General features: G+C 32.1%; 22 protein-coding genes and 1 pseudogene. 4 read left to right on the top strand and 19 right to left on the bottom strand.

Annotated features, from left to right (window positions below; all coding sequences use genetic code 11):
- Positions 1-143: 143 nt before the first annotated feature.
- Positions 144-5,237, top strand: coding sequence for an SNF2-related protein (locus D9782_RS22340; RefSeq protein WP_371414021.1), 5,094 nt, complete (start codon positions 144-146; stop codon positions 5,235-5,237).
- Positions 5,238-5,306: 69 nt separating this feature from the next.
- On the opposite strand, the gene D9782_RS22335 is transcribed toward D9782_RS22340, so the two are convergent.
- The 17 genes from D9782_RS22335 to D9782_RS22250 all read right to left on the bottom strand — a co-directional run bounded on the left by D9782_RS22335 (position 5,307) and on the right by D9782_RS22250 (position 13,915).
- Positions 5,307-5,618, bottom strand: coding sequence for a hypothetical protein (locus tag D9782_RS22335; protein WP_162986501.1), 312 nt, complete (start codon positions 5,616-5,618; stop codon positions 5,307-5,309).
- A 482-nt stretch (positions 5,619-6,100) separates the two neighbouring features.
- The gene (locus D9782_RS22325; protein ID WP_121605973.1) at positions 6,101-6,649 is read right to left on the bottom strand and encodes a thermonuclease family protein; all 549 of its coding nucleotides are present in this window, start codon (positions 6,647-6,649) and stop codon (positions 6,101-6,103) included.
- Positions 6,646-6,816 carry a hypothetical protein gene (locus D9782_RS22320; protein ID WP_162986500.1) on the bottom strand — a complete coding sequence of 57 codons (171 nt, stop codon included), beginning with the start codon at positions 6,814-6,816 and terminating at the stop codon, positions 6,646-6,648. Before D9782_RS22320 ends, D9782_RS22325 begins: the two co-directional genes overlap by 4 nt.
- A gap of 20 nt (positions 6,817-6,836) precedes the next feature.
- Positions 6,837-7,145 carry a hypothetical protein gene (locus tag D9782_RS22315; RefSeq protein WP_162986499.1) on the bottom strand — a complete coding sequence of 103 codons (309 nt, stop codon included), beginning with the start codon at positions 7,143-7,145 and terminating at the stop codon, positions 6,837-6,839.
- Between the two features lie 100 nt (positions 7,146-7,245).
- The gene (locus D9782_RS22310; RefSeq protein ID WP_121605970.1) at positions 7,246-7,479 is read right to left on the bottom strand and encodes a hypothetical protein; all 234 of its coding nucleotides are present in this window, start codon (positions 7,477-7,479) and stop codon (positions 7,246-7,248) included.
- A gap of 70 nt (positions 7,480-7,549) precedes the next feature.
- Positions 7,550-7,807 (bottom strand): hypothetical protein, encoded by a 258-nt coding sequence (locus D9782_RS22305; protein ID WP_121605969.1) that lies wholly within the window; start codon positions 7,805-7,807, stop codon positions 7,550-7,552.
- 18 nt (positions 7,808-7,825) lie between these two features.
- Positions 7,826-8,065: a hypothetical protein gene (locus D9782_RS22300; protein WP_121605968.1), complete on the bottom strand. Its 240-nt coding sequence runs from the start codon at positions 8,063-8,065 to the stop codon at positions 7,826-7,828.
- Positions 8,066-8,205: 140 nt separating this feature from the next.
- Positions 8,206-9,033 carry an ArdC family protein gene (locus D9782_RS22295; RefSeq protein WP_121605967.1) on the bottom strand — a complete coding sequence of 276 codons (828 nt, stop codon included), beginning with the start codon at positions 9,031-9,033 and terminating at the stop codon, positions 8,206-8,208.
- Positions 9,026-9,190: an aspartyl-phosphate phosphatase Spo0E family protein gene (locus tag D9782_RS22290; RefSeq protein ID WP_121605966.1), complete on the bottom strand. Its 165-nt coding sequence runs from the start codon at positions 9,188-9,190 to the stop codon at positions 9,026-9,028. Before D9782_RS22290 ends, D9782_RS22295 begins: the two co-directional genes overlap by 8 nt.
- 564 nt (positions 9,191-9,754) lie before the next feature.
- The gene (locus tag D9782_RS22285; RefSeq protein ID WP_121605965.1) at positions 9,755-10,495 is read right to left on the bottom strand and encodes a hypothetical protein; all 741 of its coding nucleotides are present in this window, start codon (positions 10,493-10,495) and stop codon (positions 9,755-9,757) included.
- Between the two features lie 132 nt (positions 10,496-10,627).
- Entirely contained in the window at positions 10,628-10,888 is a 261-nt protein-coding gene (locus tag D9782_RS22280) for a hypothetical protein (RefSeq protein WP_121605964.1), read from the bottom strand.
- Positions 10,889-11,036: 148 nt separating this feature from the next.
- Positions 11,037-11,645, bottom strand: a complete 609-nt coding sequence (locus tag D9782_RS22275; protein WP_121605963.1) for a recombinase family protein — start codon at positions 11,643-11,645, stop codon at positions 11,037-11,039.
- A gap of 120 nt (positions 11,646-11,765) precedes the next feature.
- Positions 11,766-11,969, bottom strand: a complete 204-nt coding sequence (locus D9782_RS22270; RefSeq protein ID WP_121605962.1) for a hypothetical protein — start codon at positions 11,967-11,969, stop codon at positions 11,766-11,768.
- Complete coding sequence (locus D9782_RS22265) at positions 11,966-12,430, bottom strand: hypothetical protein (protein WP_121605961.1); 465 nt, start codon at positions 12,428-12,430, stop codon at positions 11,966-11,968. Before D9782_RS22265 ends, D9782_RS22270 begins: the two co-directional genes overlap by 4 nt.
- Complete coding sequence (locus tag D9782_RS22260) at positions 12,414-12,812, bottom strand: hypothetical protein (RefSeq protein ID WP_121605960.1); 399 nt, start codon at positions 12,810-12,812, stop codon at positions 12,414-12,416. The genes D9782_RS22265 and D9782_RS22260 overlap by 17 nt, the downstream gene beginning before the upstream one ends.
- A complete protein-coding gene (locus D9782_RS22255) occupies positions 12,805-13,245 on the bottom strand; it encodes a hypothetical protein (protein WP_121605959.1) in 441 nt (146 codons plus the stop codon). The genes D9782_RS22260 and D9782_RS22255 overlap by 8 nt, the downstream gene beginning before the upstream one ends.
- A 178-nt stretch (positions 13,246-13,423) precedes the next feature.
- Positions 13,424-13,915 (bottom strand): hypothetical protein, encoded by a 492-nt coding sequence (locus D9782_RS22250; RefSeq protein ID WP_121605958.1) that lies wholly within the window; start codon positions 13,913-13,915, stop codon positions 13,424-13,426.
- A 293-nt stretch (positions 13,916-14,208) separates the two neighbouring features.
- Here D9782_RS22250 and D9782_RS22245 point away from each other — a divergent pair, with 293 nt between their 5' ends.
- The 3 genes and pseudogenes from D9782_RS22245 to D9782_RS23710 form a co-directional block, all read left to right on the top strand.
- Complete coding sequence (locus tag D9782_RS22245; RefSeq protein WP_121605957.1) at positions 14,209-14,814, top strand: recombinase family protein; 606 nt, start codon at positions 14,209-14,211, stop codon at positions 14,812-14,814.
- A 273-nt stretch (positions 14,815-15,087) separates the two neighbouring features.
- Positions 15,088-15,705: a hypothetical protein gene (locus D9782_RS22240; protein WP_121605956.1), complete on the top strand. Its 618-nt coding sequence runs from the start codon at positions 15,088-15,090 to the stop codon at positions 15,703-15,705.
- A 21-nt stretch (positions 15,706-15,726) separates the two neighbouring features.
- Positions 15,727-15,850 (top strand): annotated as a pseudogene (locus D9782_RS23710) (replication protein); the annotation flags it as partial.
- 33 nt (positions 15,851-15,883) lie between these two features.
- Here the strand turns inward: D9782_RS23710 and D9782_RS22230 are convergent.
- On the bottom strand, positions 15,884-16,207 hold the full coding sequence (locus tag D9782_RS22230) for a hypothetical protein (RefSeq protein WP_121605955.1): 324 nt from the start codon (positions 16,205-16,207) through the stop codon (positions 15,884-15,886).
- Positions 16,208-16,540: 333 nt separating this feature from the next.
- Positions 16,541-16,624, bottom strand: a complete 84-nt coding sequence (locus tag D9782_RS23705; RefSeq protein ID WP_256365773.1) for a putative holin-like toxin — start codon at positions 16,622-16,624, stop codon at positions 16,541-16,543.
- Positions 16,625-16,928: the final 304 nt, after the last annotated feature.

Raw genomic sequence — 16,928 nt, 5'->3', positions numbered from 1 at the left:
GTGGATCTAATATTGAGAACGGTAAATATCGTATTCAAAAATATTTTTTGACTAATCCACCAAATAAAGAAGCAGCAAGTTTTTTAAAAAAAGAATACGGTGTAGGTGGATCCAGTGGTACAGATAGCACTGGCGGTGTTGCTATGAATTTTGATAGCAAAGGATTGACATTAATTAAAGGTAGTTATTTAGATCCTACTTTCGAGGTAACATTAACTTGGACAGAAGTTGCGATAAGAATTAGTGCATTGGTAAGGGCAGAACAATATCTATCTAATGATGAACAACAAAAGTTTCAGGTATACTTACAGGATAAACAAAAAATATCTCCTAGAGAAAATTTGTCGCAAGAGTTAAATAAAGAAGGAGTTATAAATTCTGAAATTATTAATACTGAAGTAGAAAAAGAGCCAATCGTGATAGCAGCTAAAAACTATACATTTAATGAAAATGATGATTTATATGTTCCTGGAGAGAAGGCAAAGTATAAAAACAACGTAACTGCTATTCGATTGTTGAAACATTTAGAAAAAGAAAAATCAGTTGTTACCTATGACCAACAAAAAGTATTAGCTAAGTATGTTGGATGGGGCGGTTTAGCTAATGTATTTAATCCTGATAATGAGAAGTGGAAAAATGAGTTTGAAGAATTAAAAAATATACTTACAGAGAAAGAATATAGAGAAGCGATGGAAAGTACCATTACGGCGTATTATACAGATCAAGGTGTTATTAGAGAGATGTATAGGGCATTAGAACGCTTTGGTTTTGAGAATGGGAAAATATTAGATCCAGCTATGGGAACAGGTAACTTTTTTTCGACATTACCTAATAACATGAGTGGGTCACAATTAACCGGAATTGAAATAGACAGTATCACGGGAAGATTAGCCAAACAATTATATCCTGAAGCTAATGTATTTGTGCAAGGCTTTGAAAGTGTTCAACTCCAGAATAATTCTTTTGATGTAGTTATTGGTAATATTCCATTTAATAATATCAAAATATCAGATCCTAAATATGATGAACATAATTTCTTGATACATGATTACTTCATTGCTAAATCACTTGATGTAGTGAAACCAGGAGGCATTATTGCGGTTATTACTTCCAAAGGGACCTTGGATAAGAAAAACACAAATACAAGGGAATATATTGCTGCAAAAAGTGAACTATTAGGGGCTGTTCGATTACCAAATAATGCATTTAAAGCTATTGCCAGTACAGAGGTTACGACGGATATTTTATTTTTGAAAAAAAGAGAGCATGAAATAGATGTAAAAGATCCATCTCAAAGGCCAGATTGGATTGATACAAGTCACATGGGTAGATCAGCAATTGAAATAAATCGTTATTTTATCAATCATCCTAAACATATTATAGGGGAAATGGTTATTGATGGTTATTATGATGGTGCGAGACAGTTTAAATGTGTACCAAAAGAAAACGATAAACTAATACCGTCATTGCAAGAAGCTATTTCAACCATAGAAGGTTCATTTAGTGCTAAAGGCAATTTAGAAAAGGTTATTGAGATAAAACCTGAACAGTCAAATGAAATAATTGATGCAGTACCAGGAACGAAAAACTTTACTTATGTAGTTAACGAAGAGAATGTGTATTTTTGCGAAAATGATAAACTGATACCTCAACAGTTAGGTAAGAAACAAAAAGAAAGAATTAAAGGGTTATGTAGTGTAAGAATGGCATTACAGGATGTTATAGATATTCAGTCTTCACCTTATGACAATTCAGAGTTGGAAATAGCTCAAAAAGAATTAAATGAACAATATGATGAGTTCGTAAGACAATACGGCTATATAAATGATAAAGTGAATCAAAAAGCTTTTTATGAAGATGATCAACTACCTTTATTATTATCTATTGAAGATGAACTAGAAGATGGTACATTTAAAAAGTCGCCTATATTTAATAAGGCTACGATTCGGCCACAAAATCAAAAACAAATAGCAGATACAGCACAGGAAGCACTAGAAATGTCTCTAAATATTAACATGCAAGTAGATTTGCACTATATGTCAACGATATACGGTGAAGACGTTGAGACAGTCATTAATGAATTGGGTAATCAAATTTATTTGAATCCAGAGAGATATAATAATGATATAAGTTATGGATGGGAATATGTAGATGAGTATTTAACAGGTAATGTAAGAGAAAAGCTTGATTTTGCAAAATTAATGGCCAAAAAGTACCCAGAATTATTTTCTAGAAATGTGGAAGCTTTAGAAAGTGTTCAACCTTCCCCCTTATTACCAGGAGATATTAGTTATCGAATAGGATCTCCTTGGGTTCCAAAGAACTATTATGAAACCTTTATGTATGAACTATTAGAGACTTCTAATTTAGGTAGAAATAGTAGTTATGGTGTTAGTCTAGAGTATGCTTCATTCACTAACACTTGGAAAGTTAACGGAAAGAATTTTGAAAGCACTTCAGTTAAAGCAAACTCTGTTTATGGTACTAGTAGAAGGAATGGATATCAAATCTTTGAAGATTGTTTAAATCTCCAAGATTCTACTGTTCGAGATCCTGTTAAATATGAGGACCGTAATGGCAACGAACAAACAAAGTATGTTATTAATCCTAAAGAAACAATGGTTGCCAGATCAAAGCAACAAGAAATGCAAGAAGCTTTTCGTAATTGGCTCTTTCAAGATCCAGAACGAAGTGAACATTTACTTCGTATTTATAATGAAAAATATAATGCTATTCGCCCACGCACCTATAATGGCAAGCATCTAACATTTCCAGAAATGAATGAGGAAATGGCATTACGTGAACATCAAAAGAATGTGGTAGCAAGAATTCTGACAACAGGTAGGGGGTTATTAGCACATGAAGTAGGAGCTGGCAAAACGGCTGCAATGATAGCTGCTGGAATGAAATTGAAACAAATTGGAGCTGTTAAAAAGCCAATGTTTGTTGTAATGAATCATACTGTAGATCAGTGGGCAAAGGAATTTATGCGTTTTTATCCTGGTGCAAATGTTTTAATTACCACAAAGAAAGACTTTCAAACACAAAATAGAAAACGCTTTGTATCTAAAATAGCCACTGGGGATTATGATGCAATTATTATTGGGCATAGTCAGTTTGAAAAAATACCTATGTCAAAGGAAAGGCAAGAAAATAACCTTAGAAAAGAAATAAATTCTCTTTCCTATGAAATTAAAGAAGCTAAAAAACAGGACGGTAAAGACTGGAGCGTTAAACAGTTAGTAATATTTCAAAAGACATTAGAGAAACGGTTAAGGAAACTACTAAATGAAAATAAAAAGGATAATGTTATTAATTTCGAGGATCTAGGTGTAGATAGCTTGTTTGTAGATGAAGCTCATGTTTATAAAAATCTATATACAGTTACCAAACTAACAAATGTAGCTGGTATTGGTACATCAAGTAGCCAACGTGCATCTGATTTAAAAATGAAATGTGAATACATTCAGGAAGAAAATCAAGGCCGAGGTATTATTTTTGCGACAGGAACCCCAGTAACTAATAGTATGTCTGAGCTTTTTGTTATGCAACGATTTTTACAACCAGACACTTTAAAAAAATCTGGATTAGAATTCTTCGATAATTGGGCAGGTACTTTTGGTGAAGTTGTTTCATCATTAGAAATGACACCTGAAGGTTCAGGATATAGAATGAAATCACGGTTTGCAAAGTTTCATAATCTTCCAGAGCTTATGAATATGTTTAATTTAGTTGCTGATATTCAAACGTCAGAAATGCTAAAATTACCGGTTCCTGATTTAGACAAAGGAAAAGCTCAAGTAGTTGTTTCTGAATGTTCTCCGTATCAGAAAGAAAAAATGCTTGAATTTGTGGAAAGATCCGAAGAAATAAGGAATGGAAACGTTGATCCTAAGGATGATAACATGTTAAAACTAACGCATGAAGCAAAGTTAATGGCTATTGATCCTAGACTTATTGATGAAAATGCTCCTGTTGATGAAAATTCTAAGCTAAACAAATGTATTTCAAATGTATTTCGAATATGGAAAGATACAGAAAAAGATAAAGCTACTCAAATGATTTTTTGTGATAGTGGGACTCCTAAGCCAAATATATTTAATGTATACGACGAAATTAAAGATCAACTAATAGAAAAAGGCATACCAGGAGTAGAAATTGCATTTATTCATGATGCAAAAACAGACGTGCAACGAGAAAAGTTATTTGCAAAAGTTCGTGCTGGAGAAGTTCGAGTACTAATTGGAAGCACTAGTAAAGTTGGCACTGGAACCAATGTCCAAGATCGGTTAATTGCTGGGCATCATGTGGATTGTCCTTGGCGCCCTGCTGACTTAACCCAAAGAGACGGACGAATTGTACGGCAAGGTAATATACATGATAAAGTTTCTATTTACCGGTATGTCACAAAAGGAACATTTGATGGGTATTTGTGGCAAATTCAAGAACAAAAATTACGTTATATTTCACAAGTAATGACAGGGAAAAATATTTCTAGATCGTGTGATGATACTGATGAAACAGTGCTTACTGCTGCTGAAGTAAAGGCTGTTGCTACAGATAATCCATTATTATTAGAAAAGATGTCATTGGATAATGATGTTAATCGATTAAAGCTACTTAAGAATAGATGGAGTAATGAAAAAGCTATTATGGAGAGGAATTTAGCCTCTGTATTTCCAAATCGAATTAGTCAATATGAAAGGAAAATTAAAGCAATAGAAGCGGATCAAGACACTGTATATAATCATACAGACGATGAAGGTATAGAATTAAAGGGAATGACATTCTTTGAAGAAAAGGAAGCAGGACAAGCAATGAAAGCAATTGTTCAATCACATTCAACACTTAATGAAGCTACAACAGATATTGGTAAGTATAAAGGATTAAATATTTTTGCTCGGAAGAGCGTTTTTGACGATATATATATAGGTCTAAAAGGAGAAAGTAGTTTTGAAGTCCCTCTAAAAAATAATGACACTGCAAATATTCAACGTCTTATAAAGATTGTTGATAAATATAATAGTGAGATTAATTCTTTTAAAAAGCAAATAGAAGAGGTGAAAGAGCAAATTAAATCTACTGAACTGGAAGTTAATAAACCATTTGCTTATGAATATGACTTAGATAAATTGTTGAAAAGGCAGACAGATTTAAATCTAAAGATGGAGTTCCAAGACCAAGCGGGCAAATCGGATAACCTAAAAATAGAAAACAAAGAAAGCTTGAGTCTATAAATTAGGGTATGCTTTTTAGCATACCCCACTTTATTTATCGTTTTTACGAACACAACTCTTAACATACGTTTAACGTTTTGCTGGCAGTACCCCTAAATACAGATAAAAAAAGATAAGTGTGATAGTCTTTCCAAAAAGATAACCAATTGTAAATGTGAACATTGCCTTCAGGATGATATATAATACTGATATTATCATTACAGGTATTAAGGTGGATGAAACACGGTCATAATACATTGCAACTTCTATTAATGACGTTTCTTCGTTTATAGGTTTACCATACAATTTATCAAATACGGACATATGAATTTCATTATAACTGTAAATATCCATAAACATAATCGTGTAAAACAACACACCTATACCTACAACAGCGCCCATACGGGTTATTAGTGATTTGTTTTTTTGAGTTATACTTTTATGATATTGACATATTTTCATGATATTTCTTACCCCCCATTCTTACAGAAATAGCCATCCGATTTAAAATAATGTACTTAAATATTTCACTAAAAACGGAGTTATAAATATGAAAAAGCTAATAAGTACACCAAAAACAACAGCCCTTATTCCCACAAAAAGTTTTTCCTTAGAATAACCTAAATAGTATTGTTGAAATACCAGAACAAGAAAAGCTAAAATGAATAGAGAAATCCATAGGTTAATAGGTGATACGTTTTCTTCAATAAATAGTAAATATAGAATGAAATAAGTATATAAACCAGTTGATATTAAATAAAATATATCCATTACATCGTATCTAGAGTTTCTAACTTTTCGTTCTTCGGATATCATAAATTTTACCCACTTTCCTATATTTTAGTTCTGTAATTATTGCTTAAGCAAACTAAAAACTTAAGTTTTTAATAGTCATTAAACTGGCTTTCTGCATAACCATCAATTGACCATATATTACTTCTTTTTTCTTCGGCTTTTTCTTCTGCTGTTTTTAATTCGTCTAAATATTTGGTGTTTGGCTCATAGACATATGCCACACGAGCATATCCCTTTTCTATCATTAACTGATTAAAATTTACATCATCTATCCATATATAGCCTAACAGACGATCATATTTATCACGCTCGGGATCTCCTTTTTCTAATGTGACCGTTTGACCTTCTTTTAATGTGTCTTCAGCAAAGTCGCTGGCTTCTTTTCCGTATGGTTGCACAGGCTTATCAGGGTGAACAGATTCAGGAGTATCAATAAGCAACAAACGTACTGTTTCTATTTCACCACTTGGCAATTGCACTTTGACTGTATCGCCATCTACCACACGATCAATTGTGACTCTTTCTCTGCTTGGTGATACTTCTTCTGTAGTCGTAGCATTATCTTGCAGTACAATATCTAATTGATCACAACCAACAGCTAGAAACGTCAACAGAAATAATATAATTAATTTCTTCATTGCTTATCATCCTTTATGCTATTACGATACTTTTTGTAGAATTCAAATGCAGTTGTTACAACTTCCCGCATTTCTCTACCTTCCTTAGCTGCAAAAATCTTTATGTCTTGATGTATATCTGCAGGCACTTTTACATGTTTATCAGGTTTTTTATTGTTATCTGTCATGATGTATTTTCCTCCTATCATTAATACCAAGTATGATCTGTTGCATAATGATACCAATCATTTTCAAAATAGACATTTACCGTATTATCTTCATTGTCATACTTAACTTCTTTTAAATGTTGTGGCATATATTTTTGTCTTGCTACGGTTCCCATAGCTGATAAATGTTTTTTATACGTTTCTAAAAATAATTTCCGTTGGATTTCAGTTAAAGAAAAATAGCCTTTCACATGACTAATATCACTTTTATTTAAGCGATTCATTACCTCACGCTGTTCTTTTAGTAATTGATCATATTCTTCACTATTCATTTGAATTCTCCTTTTCATAATCATTTAACGCCTGTTGTATTTGTTTCTAATTCTGTTGCACAGTAAGCGCATGTTTTCATGATCTTACACCTCCATGTAAGGAGGGCGAACCCTCCTACTAATCATTTAGCATTTTTCTAATTGTATTTAAACGTTTTTCAAACCTAACTTTATTTGTCATTGATAAAAGTTGTGAACCTTCTCCATATAGAATGCTTTCTAATTCTCTGAACTCTTTCCATAATCTATCTGAACTCTTTTCTTGTTCCTTTATTTCATCTTTTAGCCATGCTAGACTATTATCTAATAATATGACAATTGATTTTTTATCTTGATTTCCGTAATAAGCCATTTGCATTCTCCTCCTAAATAATTGACATAATTAAAAATCAGCTAAGATTGCTAGTAACAACCTACTTACACTATGCTTTGCTATATTTTGATAAGAAAGCGTACAGATGTTTCAAAGCAGTTTCCTTCATGCGATCTATTTGCTTTTCTGTCTTTCCTTCATCCTCTAATTTCTGCAGAAGATAATCGTTATTATCAAACGTGATGCAATCAATCTCGCATTCAACTTGAAAAATTACATCGTCTTCATTTTTCACTTGATCTAAGTCCATACAGATCAATCGATATTTTTCATTAAGTTTGATTGCATCCTTCAATACATTTTTCATCTACATCACCCTTTTAATTTATTGTAATTCCTCATATTCAAGACAACATTTGTTATAATCATTTAAAATGGAAATAGCCTTATCCCTGCTTATTTCATTCATTTTATTGACTAGCTTATATTTATGAGTTTTATATACTTTGTTATCATCGTCTAACTCTTTTATTGTAAGGATATATTCTTTAACAGATACTATATAATTATAGGTTTCCTCTATTCCATCAATTTGAAAATTTTTAAATGTTCTTGTTTTAGCCATTTCATAATCTCCTTCATTGATAAAATTTATTTTAATTAAAAGCGAATCACCCTTACAATATCTAGCTATTTTCGTTAGTGCAGTTCATTTTTATCATCCTTTCTATATTGTATCATATAGGTAACTAGTTAACTAGTTACCTATTGATTAAATTTAATTCCCTGTATATAATCACTAGCCTTCTGCGCTTGCTGAGAAGCTTTAATGATTAATGTTTTATCGTTTTTTAAAGCTCGTAACCATGATTGAATGTAACTGGCTGAATTATCTATTGTTTCATTATCAATACCACATACACTGCATAGCATGGAAGCTCCTAACTCTGCAACTAATTCCTCTTTGCTATACAATTCGCTTCCAAAGCCATTGTGCGTTGTAATCCCTTCCCTATCAAGCCGGCTCTTATGCCCTGTACTGTGAATCATTTCATGAAATAATGTACTGTAATAGTGGTGTATATTCTCAAATTCTTTCATAGGTGGCACATTTACTCGATCATCAAAAGGTTTATACCATGCACCGCCAGTTATTGAGCTATAAGAAGGGGCGTTAATATAGTTTTCTTTGATCTTTTCAGCTTCCTCGATCGGGTCATGGTCAAATGTTTTATATTCTCTTTTTGGCTCTAATCCTTCCACTTGCGAACCGATTTCAAAGACTTTGCAATAGCGTAAAAATGGGATTTTCTTTTCTTCTCCTGTCTCTTCATCTTCAATATCTAACCACTTCCAAAAAACAACGATTTGTCCTTTTTCCTTTGCTTTTATTTTTCCGCCAGCTTCTTTTATTTGCTTAAATGTAAGATACTCACCTCCATCTAGAAGCATAGTGTTAATTCCTCGATATGGCTTTTGTGTTTTCCAGTTAACAGCTATACCGCTTTTAAAAGGTTTCCTCCACGGAACTGTACCAGCCTCTAACTTTTTTATGATCTGATTTGTTACCATTTCATAAATTTTTTTACTCATTACACCCAACCCCTTTTTCAATAGTCAATTCTTGATATATTAATACATCCAATTCTTTTGATAGTTTAATAACATTTGGTGACTGCAACCCCTCTGAGTTGGCTAAAGAAATCATTTCTTCTCGTTTTTTCTCAATTTGCGCTTTTCTAGTTATCAATGAACTTCCTCCCTTGAAATTATTTTTTCTTTTGTATCTCCGAAACGGAGTGTGTTCCCCAAAGGGGGATTATTTTTCCCTTTTGCTGTGGAGAATCTAAAAACTCACATAAAAAATGGTCAATATAATCATGAAATACCGGAATGCGAAGCGTTTATGAGGATATGTCGTGAAAGTATATTGATTATTTTTTAATGATCTTAGTCGATTGTCGGAAAGGTTCGGGTGTCCTACCGACTAGCGACTTAGATCATTTGTGCAGTTTTACGATTCGGAGAGCAAAAGGAAAAATAAGCATAATAAAAAGCAGGCGTATGCCTGCTATCCAATTTGATCTTTTATGTCTTTGAATTTCGTTGTCGTTCACTCGTTAAGAAACAAACAGGAACTTACAAAATGTTGATCTATGGCTAACTACACGACCTTTTGTAGTTGGCCATGATCTATACAGTTTGTAGTTATCGGTTGTTTTAGAGAGAAGCGAGATGCCATAAGCCTGTTAGGTAGCGTTTTTTTGCTACCTTATCAGATTATGAGTAGACCTTTTGGCAACTCCAATACCTTTTAATTTTTGGTATTTAATCGTGCTATATTTTTATAAATCCACTTAAAGATAGGATAAATCATTATTAAAAAGAATGTTGCTTTCATATCAGAATAGAAGTCTGCTTCTGCTAAAAAATCATTCCCGTTAGTAACTATAGGGTCAAAAACATAAGGAATCGGAATATTATTTTTGATTAAGAGATATGCAAATGCTGTCAAAACATATGCAAAGAATAAACACGTAAAAGCCACGGAAAAAGGTTTTGTAATACACTTAATTACGTACTCAAATAGATTGTCCTTTGGCTTATAGCTTAATAAACCTTGTCTTTGCAAATAATCAAAATCTGCCTTTGCAGAATGGTCATGCAGGAAATCCATCATTAATATTTTTGCTTCTTTCCATGCTAACTTTTCAAAATAATATTTAATATAATTATTGCTATTCCCTTCATAAAGATATCGCCTTTTCCATTTTTTAGCTTTATTAAAAGCGTAGTAGTGACCTAATTCATGTGCCATAGTTATAGCTATTTGCATATCCGTTTTATCAGTAAGTTTTGGTAATATAATAGATACATTGTTCATTTCAAGATTTTCAATTTTACAAGCTATTGATGCGCTTTTATCAAAGGAAATCTCATATGATGTTTTTAGGGTTATACCTTCTTTCTTAATCAATTCTTCCATTTTTGCCTTTGCCTCTAATCCAGCAGTATGATAATCTTCTTTATTCTCTAACAACATTGATTCATTCACTTGTTATTCCTCCTTAGATATATTAAATAGAGTATCTATTGTTCTTAAGTCGAAAAATTAAAGCTACTATATGAATAAGAAAAAACAAAGGAGCAAGCCATATAGAGACAGCTAGTTTGAAAATCCACCATCCTAAAACAAGAAGTCCCGAGACCAACCAACTACCTTTAAAAATGCTAGCCATGATGTAGTCAATGGTTCTAAAACCAAATGGTACGCAAAAGAACCAAAATCCAATAATAAATAACCAATAACACTATAGAATATAGGTCTGCTGGAATCGTAAATGGCAGCTATATTTTGATCTATATAATAACCACCAATTATAGCGACAATACCAACAATAATAGGGAATCGAAAAGTATCCCATATATCTCTAGAATCAGCATTCATTTGCTTGAAGCAAAGACATAAGCTTAAGCTTATTCGCCTTTAGCAATAATAACGGAACAAAAATGACTTGCTGCAGCTGAAAAATGTATTTATAATCCGAATTATTTTAAACCAGGATTTTCATTACTTTAATCAAAATCCATACGTTTTAATTATTCTTCTCGAGATCATGCTTAATTCGATATACTGTATTTCTACTCAACCCTGCTTCTTCAGCAATATATTTAATAGGCGTTCCCTCTTTTAATCTTTGCACAACAAGCTGATACTTTGCCCTATGATTAGGATTAGGACTGTCGGCTCGATAAATTTTATCAATACCTTTATATTTTCCTTCTCTTTTAGCAATTTTCACTCCTTGCCTTTGGCGCTCTAAAATACGTTTACGTTCTTGCTCAGCATTATAGGAGATAATTTCTTTAGCCAAATTTAACATTAACTTTCCCAAATCATCTTGATACTTGGTTGTATCTAATATCGGCATATCCAATACAACAATATCAATGCCACGCTTAATAAATTCATCCCATTCTCTCTTTATATCCTCTTGCGATCTTCCCAGCCGATCTAATTCAGCAAAGACAACAATATCCTTTTTACGAATGAACTTTTTCATTTTCTTGTACTCTTTTCGCTCCATGTCTTTACCAGACTGTTTATCTATGAATATTTCTTCGCAACCATAGTCTTTTAAAGATTGGACTTGTCTTGCTACATTTTGCCCTTTGGAGCTAACTCTGATATATCCAACTTTCATCTTATAATCCCATCTTTCAACTACATAATGTTAATCTACACGAAGTGTTTATAGCTATTAATTGCTATGGATTTCACCCATGTACCCCTTGTATTATTTTTGATACTTGCGATATATTGTTTAGTCATAATTCCTCCTTCTTATTTCGCATTTTGTCATTTCTGCATGAGGATCATAATAAAAATAATCTTTCTTTTTTGCAACTTTATTTAATGCGTTCATCTTATTCCACGCTTTAATAGGAACGATTTCTTTTTTTCCTTTATCCCATGTAATTTCTACTACATACTCTTTCATTAAAAGGGATTTTAATTTTTGCATCATTCTTCCACTCCATTTATCATATTTTTAAATTCATTGACTAAAGCTTCTGAAAACACATATTCCAAATCTTTATTCCTTTGTAAATCGTTAGAAAGTATAAGAAGTAAAATAGTTTCTAATTCATTTGAACTCTCATATTCATCTTTTTGAGCAAGTGTTTTGTATAGTTGAAACATCATAAATTCGTAATCTGTTAATTCTGGGTCTACTCCAATAGGAACAAGATGTGTATATTCTTTTTTATAAAAATCAAGAATGGTAGTTTTAATGTCTTTGTTTTTCAACATTTGAGTAACATTATCTGTGTCAAATGGATTGAATGTTGATGTATCTTTACTTAGGTCTCCAATTTTAATACGCCTTGCTTGTGATCCTGTTTGTTCCAATAACCTTAAAGATATTTCGTTGAACTTATCTATATCGCCAGACACCTTATCAAATTCATCATTTCTCATTTTCATTTGTTATCGCTCCTTTTTCATCGTAAATTGATAGTTTATCAAAAGGATTGTTTAAGTTAATCATTTCATCCATATTACTAGATAGCCTAACAAATTCAGTCCTTTTTCTTTCTCGTGTATGTTTATTTAGGTATTCGGCATACAGATACATTCCATCATATTTTTCATATTCAATTTGTTCTGTTGAAGTAATATAACTTTCATATACATGTTCATCGATAGGACTACCTAGAACACCTTTTTCATTTGTTAAATACCATTGCCAACTATAATCATCATAACTTGGTGGTATGTGTTCATTAGTATGTTCTTCTGGTACAGCATGAAAAATTAAATGTCCTTGTTTATGATTTTCATGTAATTTGATTGCGTACTTAATCATTTTGATTATCGCTCCTTTTTTGTAACTTTTCAGCATAATTCCATAATTTATAAAGTATATCTTGATAATAGTTTTGTACATGATAATCTGATAATTTTAGAATATTATTACGTGTAATATTATCTGCTGATGTTCTGGTATAAGGCTTATCAATTTGTGGTTCAATTAATTCTTTTGCCAGTTCTGGCTCTACGTTAGCCAAATCAAACAATTCAAGAAATTCTTTCTTTTTATTCTCTATTTGAATGAAAATCCTAAATTGCCAATCTAAATATTTTTCACTAACTCTCTCATTCATAATTTTTTTACAATCATTGCAAAAGACATTATTTTCATACCATGTAAAATAACAAGTTTCATTTTGGTCAAAATCTCTTTGGCATTCAGCGCAGGAACTTTTATTTGTTGTTTTTACATTTACCGTTTCACTCATTTTAAACCACCCCAATTTTAAATTTTGCTTAATTTAATTATACCACATTGAACATAAATTGAACACGATTATCTAATATAATCACCATGTTCAATTTGGGTATACTCAAATTGAACATGGCGGACATAACTTCGATACTTTAATTAAGCAATCAATCATTTGCTTGTGAAGCCTTCCGCTATTCTTTATATTTTTGTTCTTCTAAAAATCGTTCGCACGTTAAACGTTCCCAATATTTCGTTCCACTTATTGTGATATCAGGGGGCGGAACTAAACCTCTACTAATGTACTTATTCATTTTAAACCTATCATAATTTAGTCCATTTTCACTCAAAAATTCAGCGAACCGACTTTGGTTTAAGTAATAATCACCATTAGTAATAATGGAATGAGTTGGGTCTTTAATCAAGTAAGTGTCATTCATAAAAAACATATGAACACATTCAAGAGCCAATTCAAGCCAATCATTATCCAAATGTTTATAAAAGCTCTCCAAATTGAAGTTTTCTTTATCAGGATTTTCAAAGAACCATGCTAATCTCAAAAAGACTTGTTCAATTTCATTAAGATTAGATAAAACCTGATCTGATAGAATGGCACTTTCGTTTGATGGTAGGTGTTTTTCTAGAGCAGGAAACGAATCTAAAATATGCTTTGTAGAAGTTTTCATTTAATTGCCTCCTCAGTCTACATTGTTGACATTATTATATCACATCGTCAACAATGTAGACAATGTTTTTTCTGAATAAAATGAGGGGGGTACTCCCTCTTTTATTTTAGGTGAGCTTTCTCTCTAATTATCATAAGTTTGTAAAGGTGTACCTTTTTATACAGAAGTGAGATCTTTATAAAATCACTATTTATACCGTTTGAAAAGGTGGTAAAAAAATTTAAAAACGTTCGTAAATAACAATACACCTTTGCGTTCATTTGTTATAATTAAAAGGGAGGAGGTTCTCATTATTGAAAAGATTTGGGTATATTAGAGTTTCGAATAAAGATCAAAATGTAGATAGGCAAATTGAAAATATGAGAAGAGAATCTATTAGTGAGAGAGATGTCTTTATCGACAAACTGAGCGGTAAAAATTATGAAAGGCCACAATATCAATTATTAAAACAACTCGTAAGAGAGAATGACGAAATAGTATTCGACTCTATTACCAGGATGGGTAGATCTATGAATGAAACATTAAAGGAATATGAGTGGTTTGTAGAAAACGGAGTGCAATTAAAATTCTTAAAAGAACCAATGATTAATACATCTGACGAAGAGGACGATATAATAAAACAAGCTATCCAAAAAGTGATTTTAACGGTATTAGCTGCGTTTGCCGAAAAAGAAAGGTTGGATATTAAAACAAGGCAGGCTGAAGGAATAGAAGCAGCAAAAGCCAAAGGTAGACACTTAGGACGGCCAAAAGCTAAGGTTACACCTGAGGTGAAACAAGCCTATGATTTATGGATTAACAATAAGATTACAGCTGTTGAGGCTATTGATCGTTCTAAAGTATCTAAGACTACATTTTATAAACTTGCTAAAGAGTTAAAGTCAAGGGAAGAGAGCTAGATTCAAATCTATAGGATGAAAAAGTGAGTTTTTTAACTCACTTTTTCATCCTATAATTACTTGTTAGTAATTGTTTTTACTGCTTTAAAAACACCATAAGCAACAAGTGCAATAATTAAGATCATAATAAAAATGACTGGCCAATTAAACTGAGTAAGCATGGTTTAAACCTCCATTGTTGAGATTGCTAATATTTGTAAAATAAATTATACTAGAATTATACATCATATTTTAGATTTAAAGAAGTAAAAAAACAGCATGGGGGTTAGAAAGATGAAAAAAATTTTTATCTTAGCAGTTGCGTTTTTTGCATTATTTTTAGTAGTACAGCCTGCATTTGCAGAACAAAGAGAAGGACAAGTTTCGTCTGATAAGACTAGTGAATTAAGTCAATCAGATATTGAACAAAAGTTATTAGAGATTGATAGTAAATATGATGTGGGAGATATGTTAAGCAAGGAAGATAGTCAGTTTATTGAAGAATATGGGAGTGTTCCAGAACAAGTAGGATCTATACAATTATTTAGAACAAAAAAAATCTCGGGATCAGGAAAAAATGGAAAACATAAAGCTTCTCTTTCTGGTTCTATATCTGCATCTACAGGACTTACATATGGGAAGTTTAGTGGAAACTTTACTACGAAGGTAACTTCTTCAAAAACACCAAGTAGTATAAAGAATACATTAAGTCATACAGCTTATGGTTATAACGGAGGAATTAATGTATTGCATAAAGTTTACAACAAAACTTTATCAAAAACTTGTAAAAAGAAAAAATCATGTAATTTTAATAATGGGGATAGATATAGCGGAGCAGTCGCTTATCATACTACTATAAGTAAAGCTTTTATAAAATTTTCGGATGGTAAAGATATAGTAATTATGCCGTAATAAATTGAACAAAAAGGAGCAGGCATTTTGAAGGATATTCATAAAGAGCTGAACCATTGATGAGGAAGACGATGAGGTGGTAAATGAAGCCTTTGAAGTCATGGCTTATTGGCATCCCGGCATTAAGAATTACATAATCAAGTAAGAAAAGCAGGACCGTGGGGCCTGCTTTTTCGTTTTAAGGTGCTGTTCCACAATTAACCTTGTATTCGCCCTCTGTTACCTTCTTCGAATAACAGAGATACGGAGTTTGACCAGTTTCACTTTTCCAAGCATTGAATAACATCAAAGAATAAAGGCTTCCTGATGATTTGTCACTCTCCCTTTTCTGAAGGATTGTGAAATAGCTTTGGTATGGGTATCCCATTTTATAAATTTCGTGTCTTATGGCTACTTTTTCTGAAGAATCATTGAAATAAACTGGTGAAAGGGGAGGCATTAAAATCAATATGATTAGCACTGTTACTAAAATAGATAGCATTATTTTGGTCCTTCTTTTCATTTTTTCCTCCCAGTACTAGTTTACGCTAAACATGAATCTAAGACAGGATAATATAAACGGGACTTATTATCATGCCGATTTTGTGAAAAAATTTCAATAATTGGATTAAATCAGGTATGAAATCATGAAGATAATATGGTGTATTATATAGCCATTCATAAAAAGTTTTCAAAAAGCATAGAATAGGGTATACTATATATAGATAATCATATAATAAAATAGCCGTCTGATGCTGTGAACACCAAACGGCTAAGTGCAATAGCCCTTCAAGGGGGCGGCTCACTAATCAGAGTGAGATAATAACCACCTTAATTAGCTGACCAGGCTGGGTGGTTATTTTTTATGATTAAATGACAGGATCGCCACAATTAACGTTCCAAAAGAGATCATTAATATCATGGACTCATACACTGTCATTGGCAACACCCCCTTTCTCTTATAAAAGGGAGTGAGCCACCACCCACGAAAACCTTATGCACTTATAAGTAGTATAGCATAACGGTTATTTATAAAAAATATAGCAAGCATAATAAGCATTTTATCATGAAAATAAATACCAAAAAAAGAATAGTCTACCAACATGAGATTTGAATGTAAACATCAACTTCAGATTCTGGTTTGATACCTTAATAACTAAACTGATATTAAAACAGATAATATATTTAATAACATTGTTCGGCTTTTGTGTCCAAATACCAGGAATAAATTTAGCTGCAGCTGT

Source organism: Virgibacillus sp. Bac332 (assembly GCF_003667785.1).
Classification (GTDB): domain Bacteria; phylum Bacillota; class Bacilli; order Bacillales; family Amphibacillaceae; genus Virgibacillus; species Virgibacillus salarius.
This window is presented reverse-complemented; position numbering and strand designations above follow the sequence as displayed.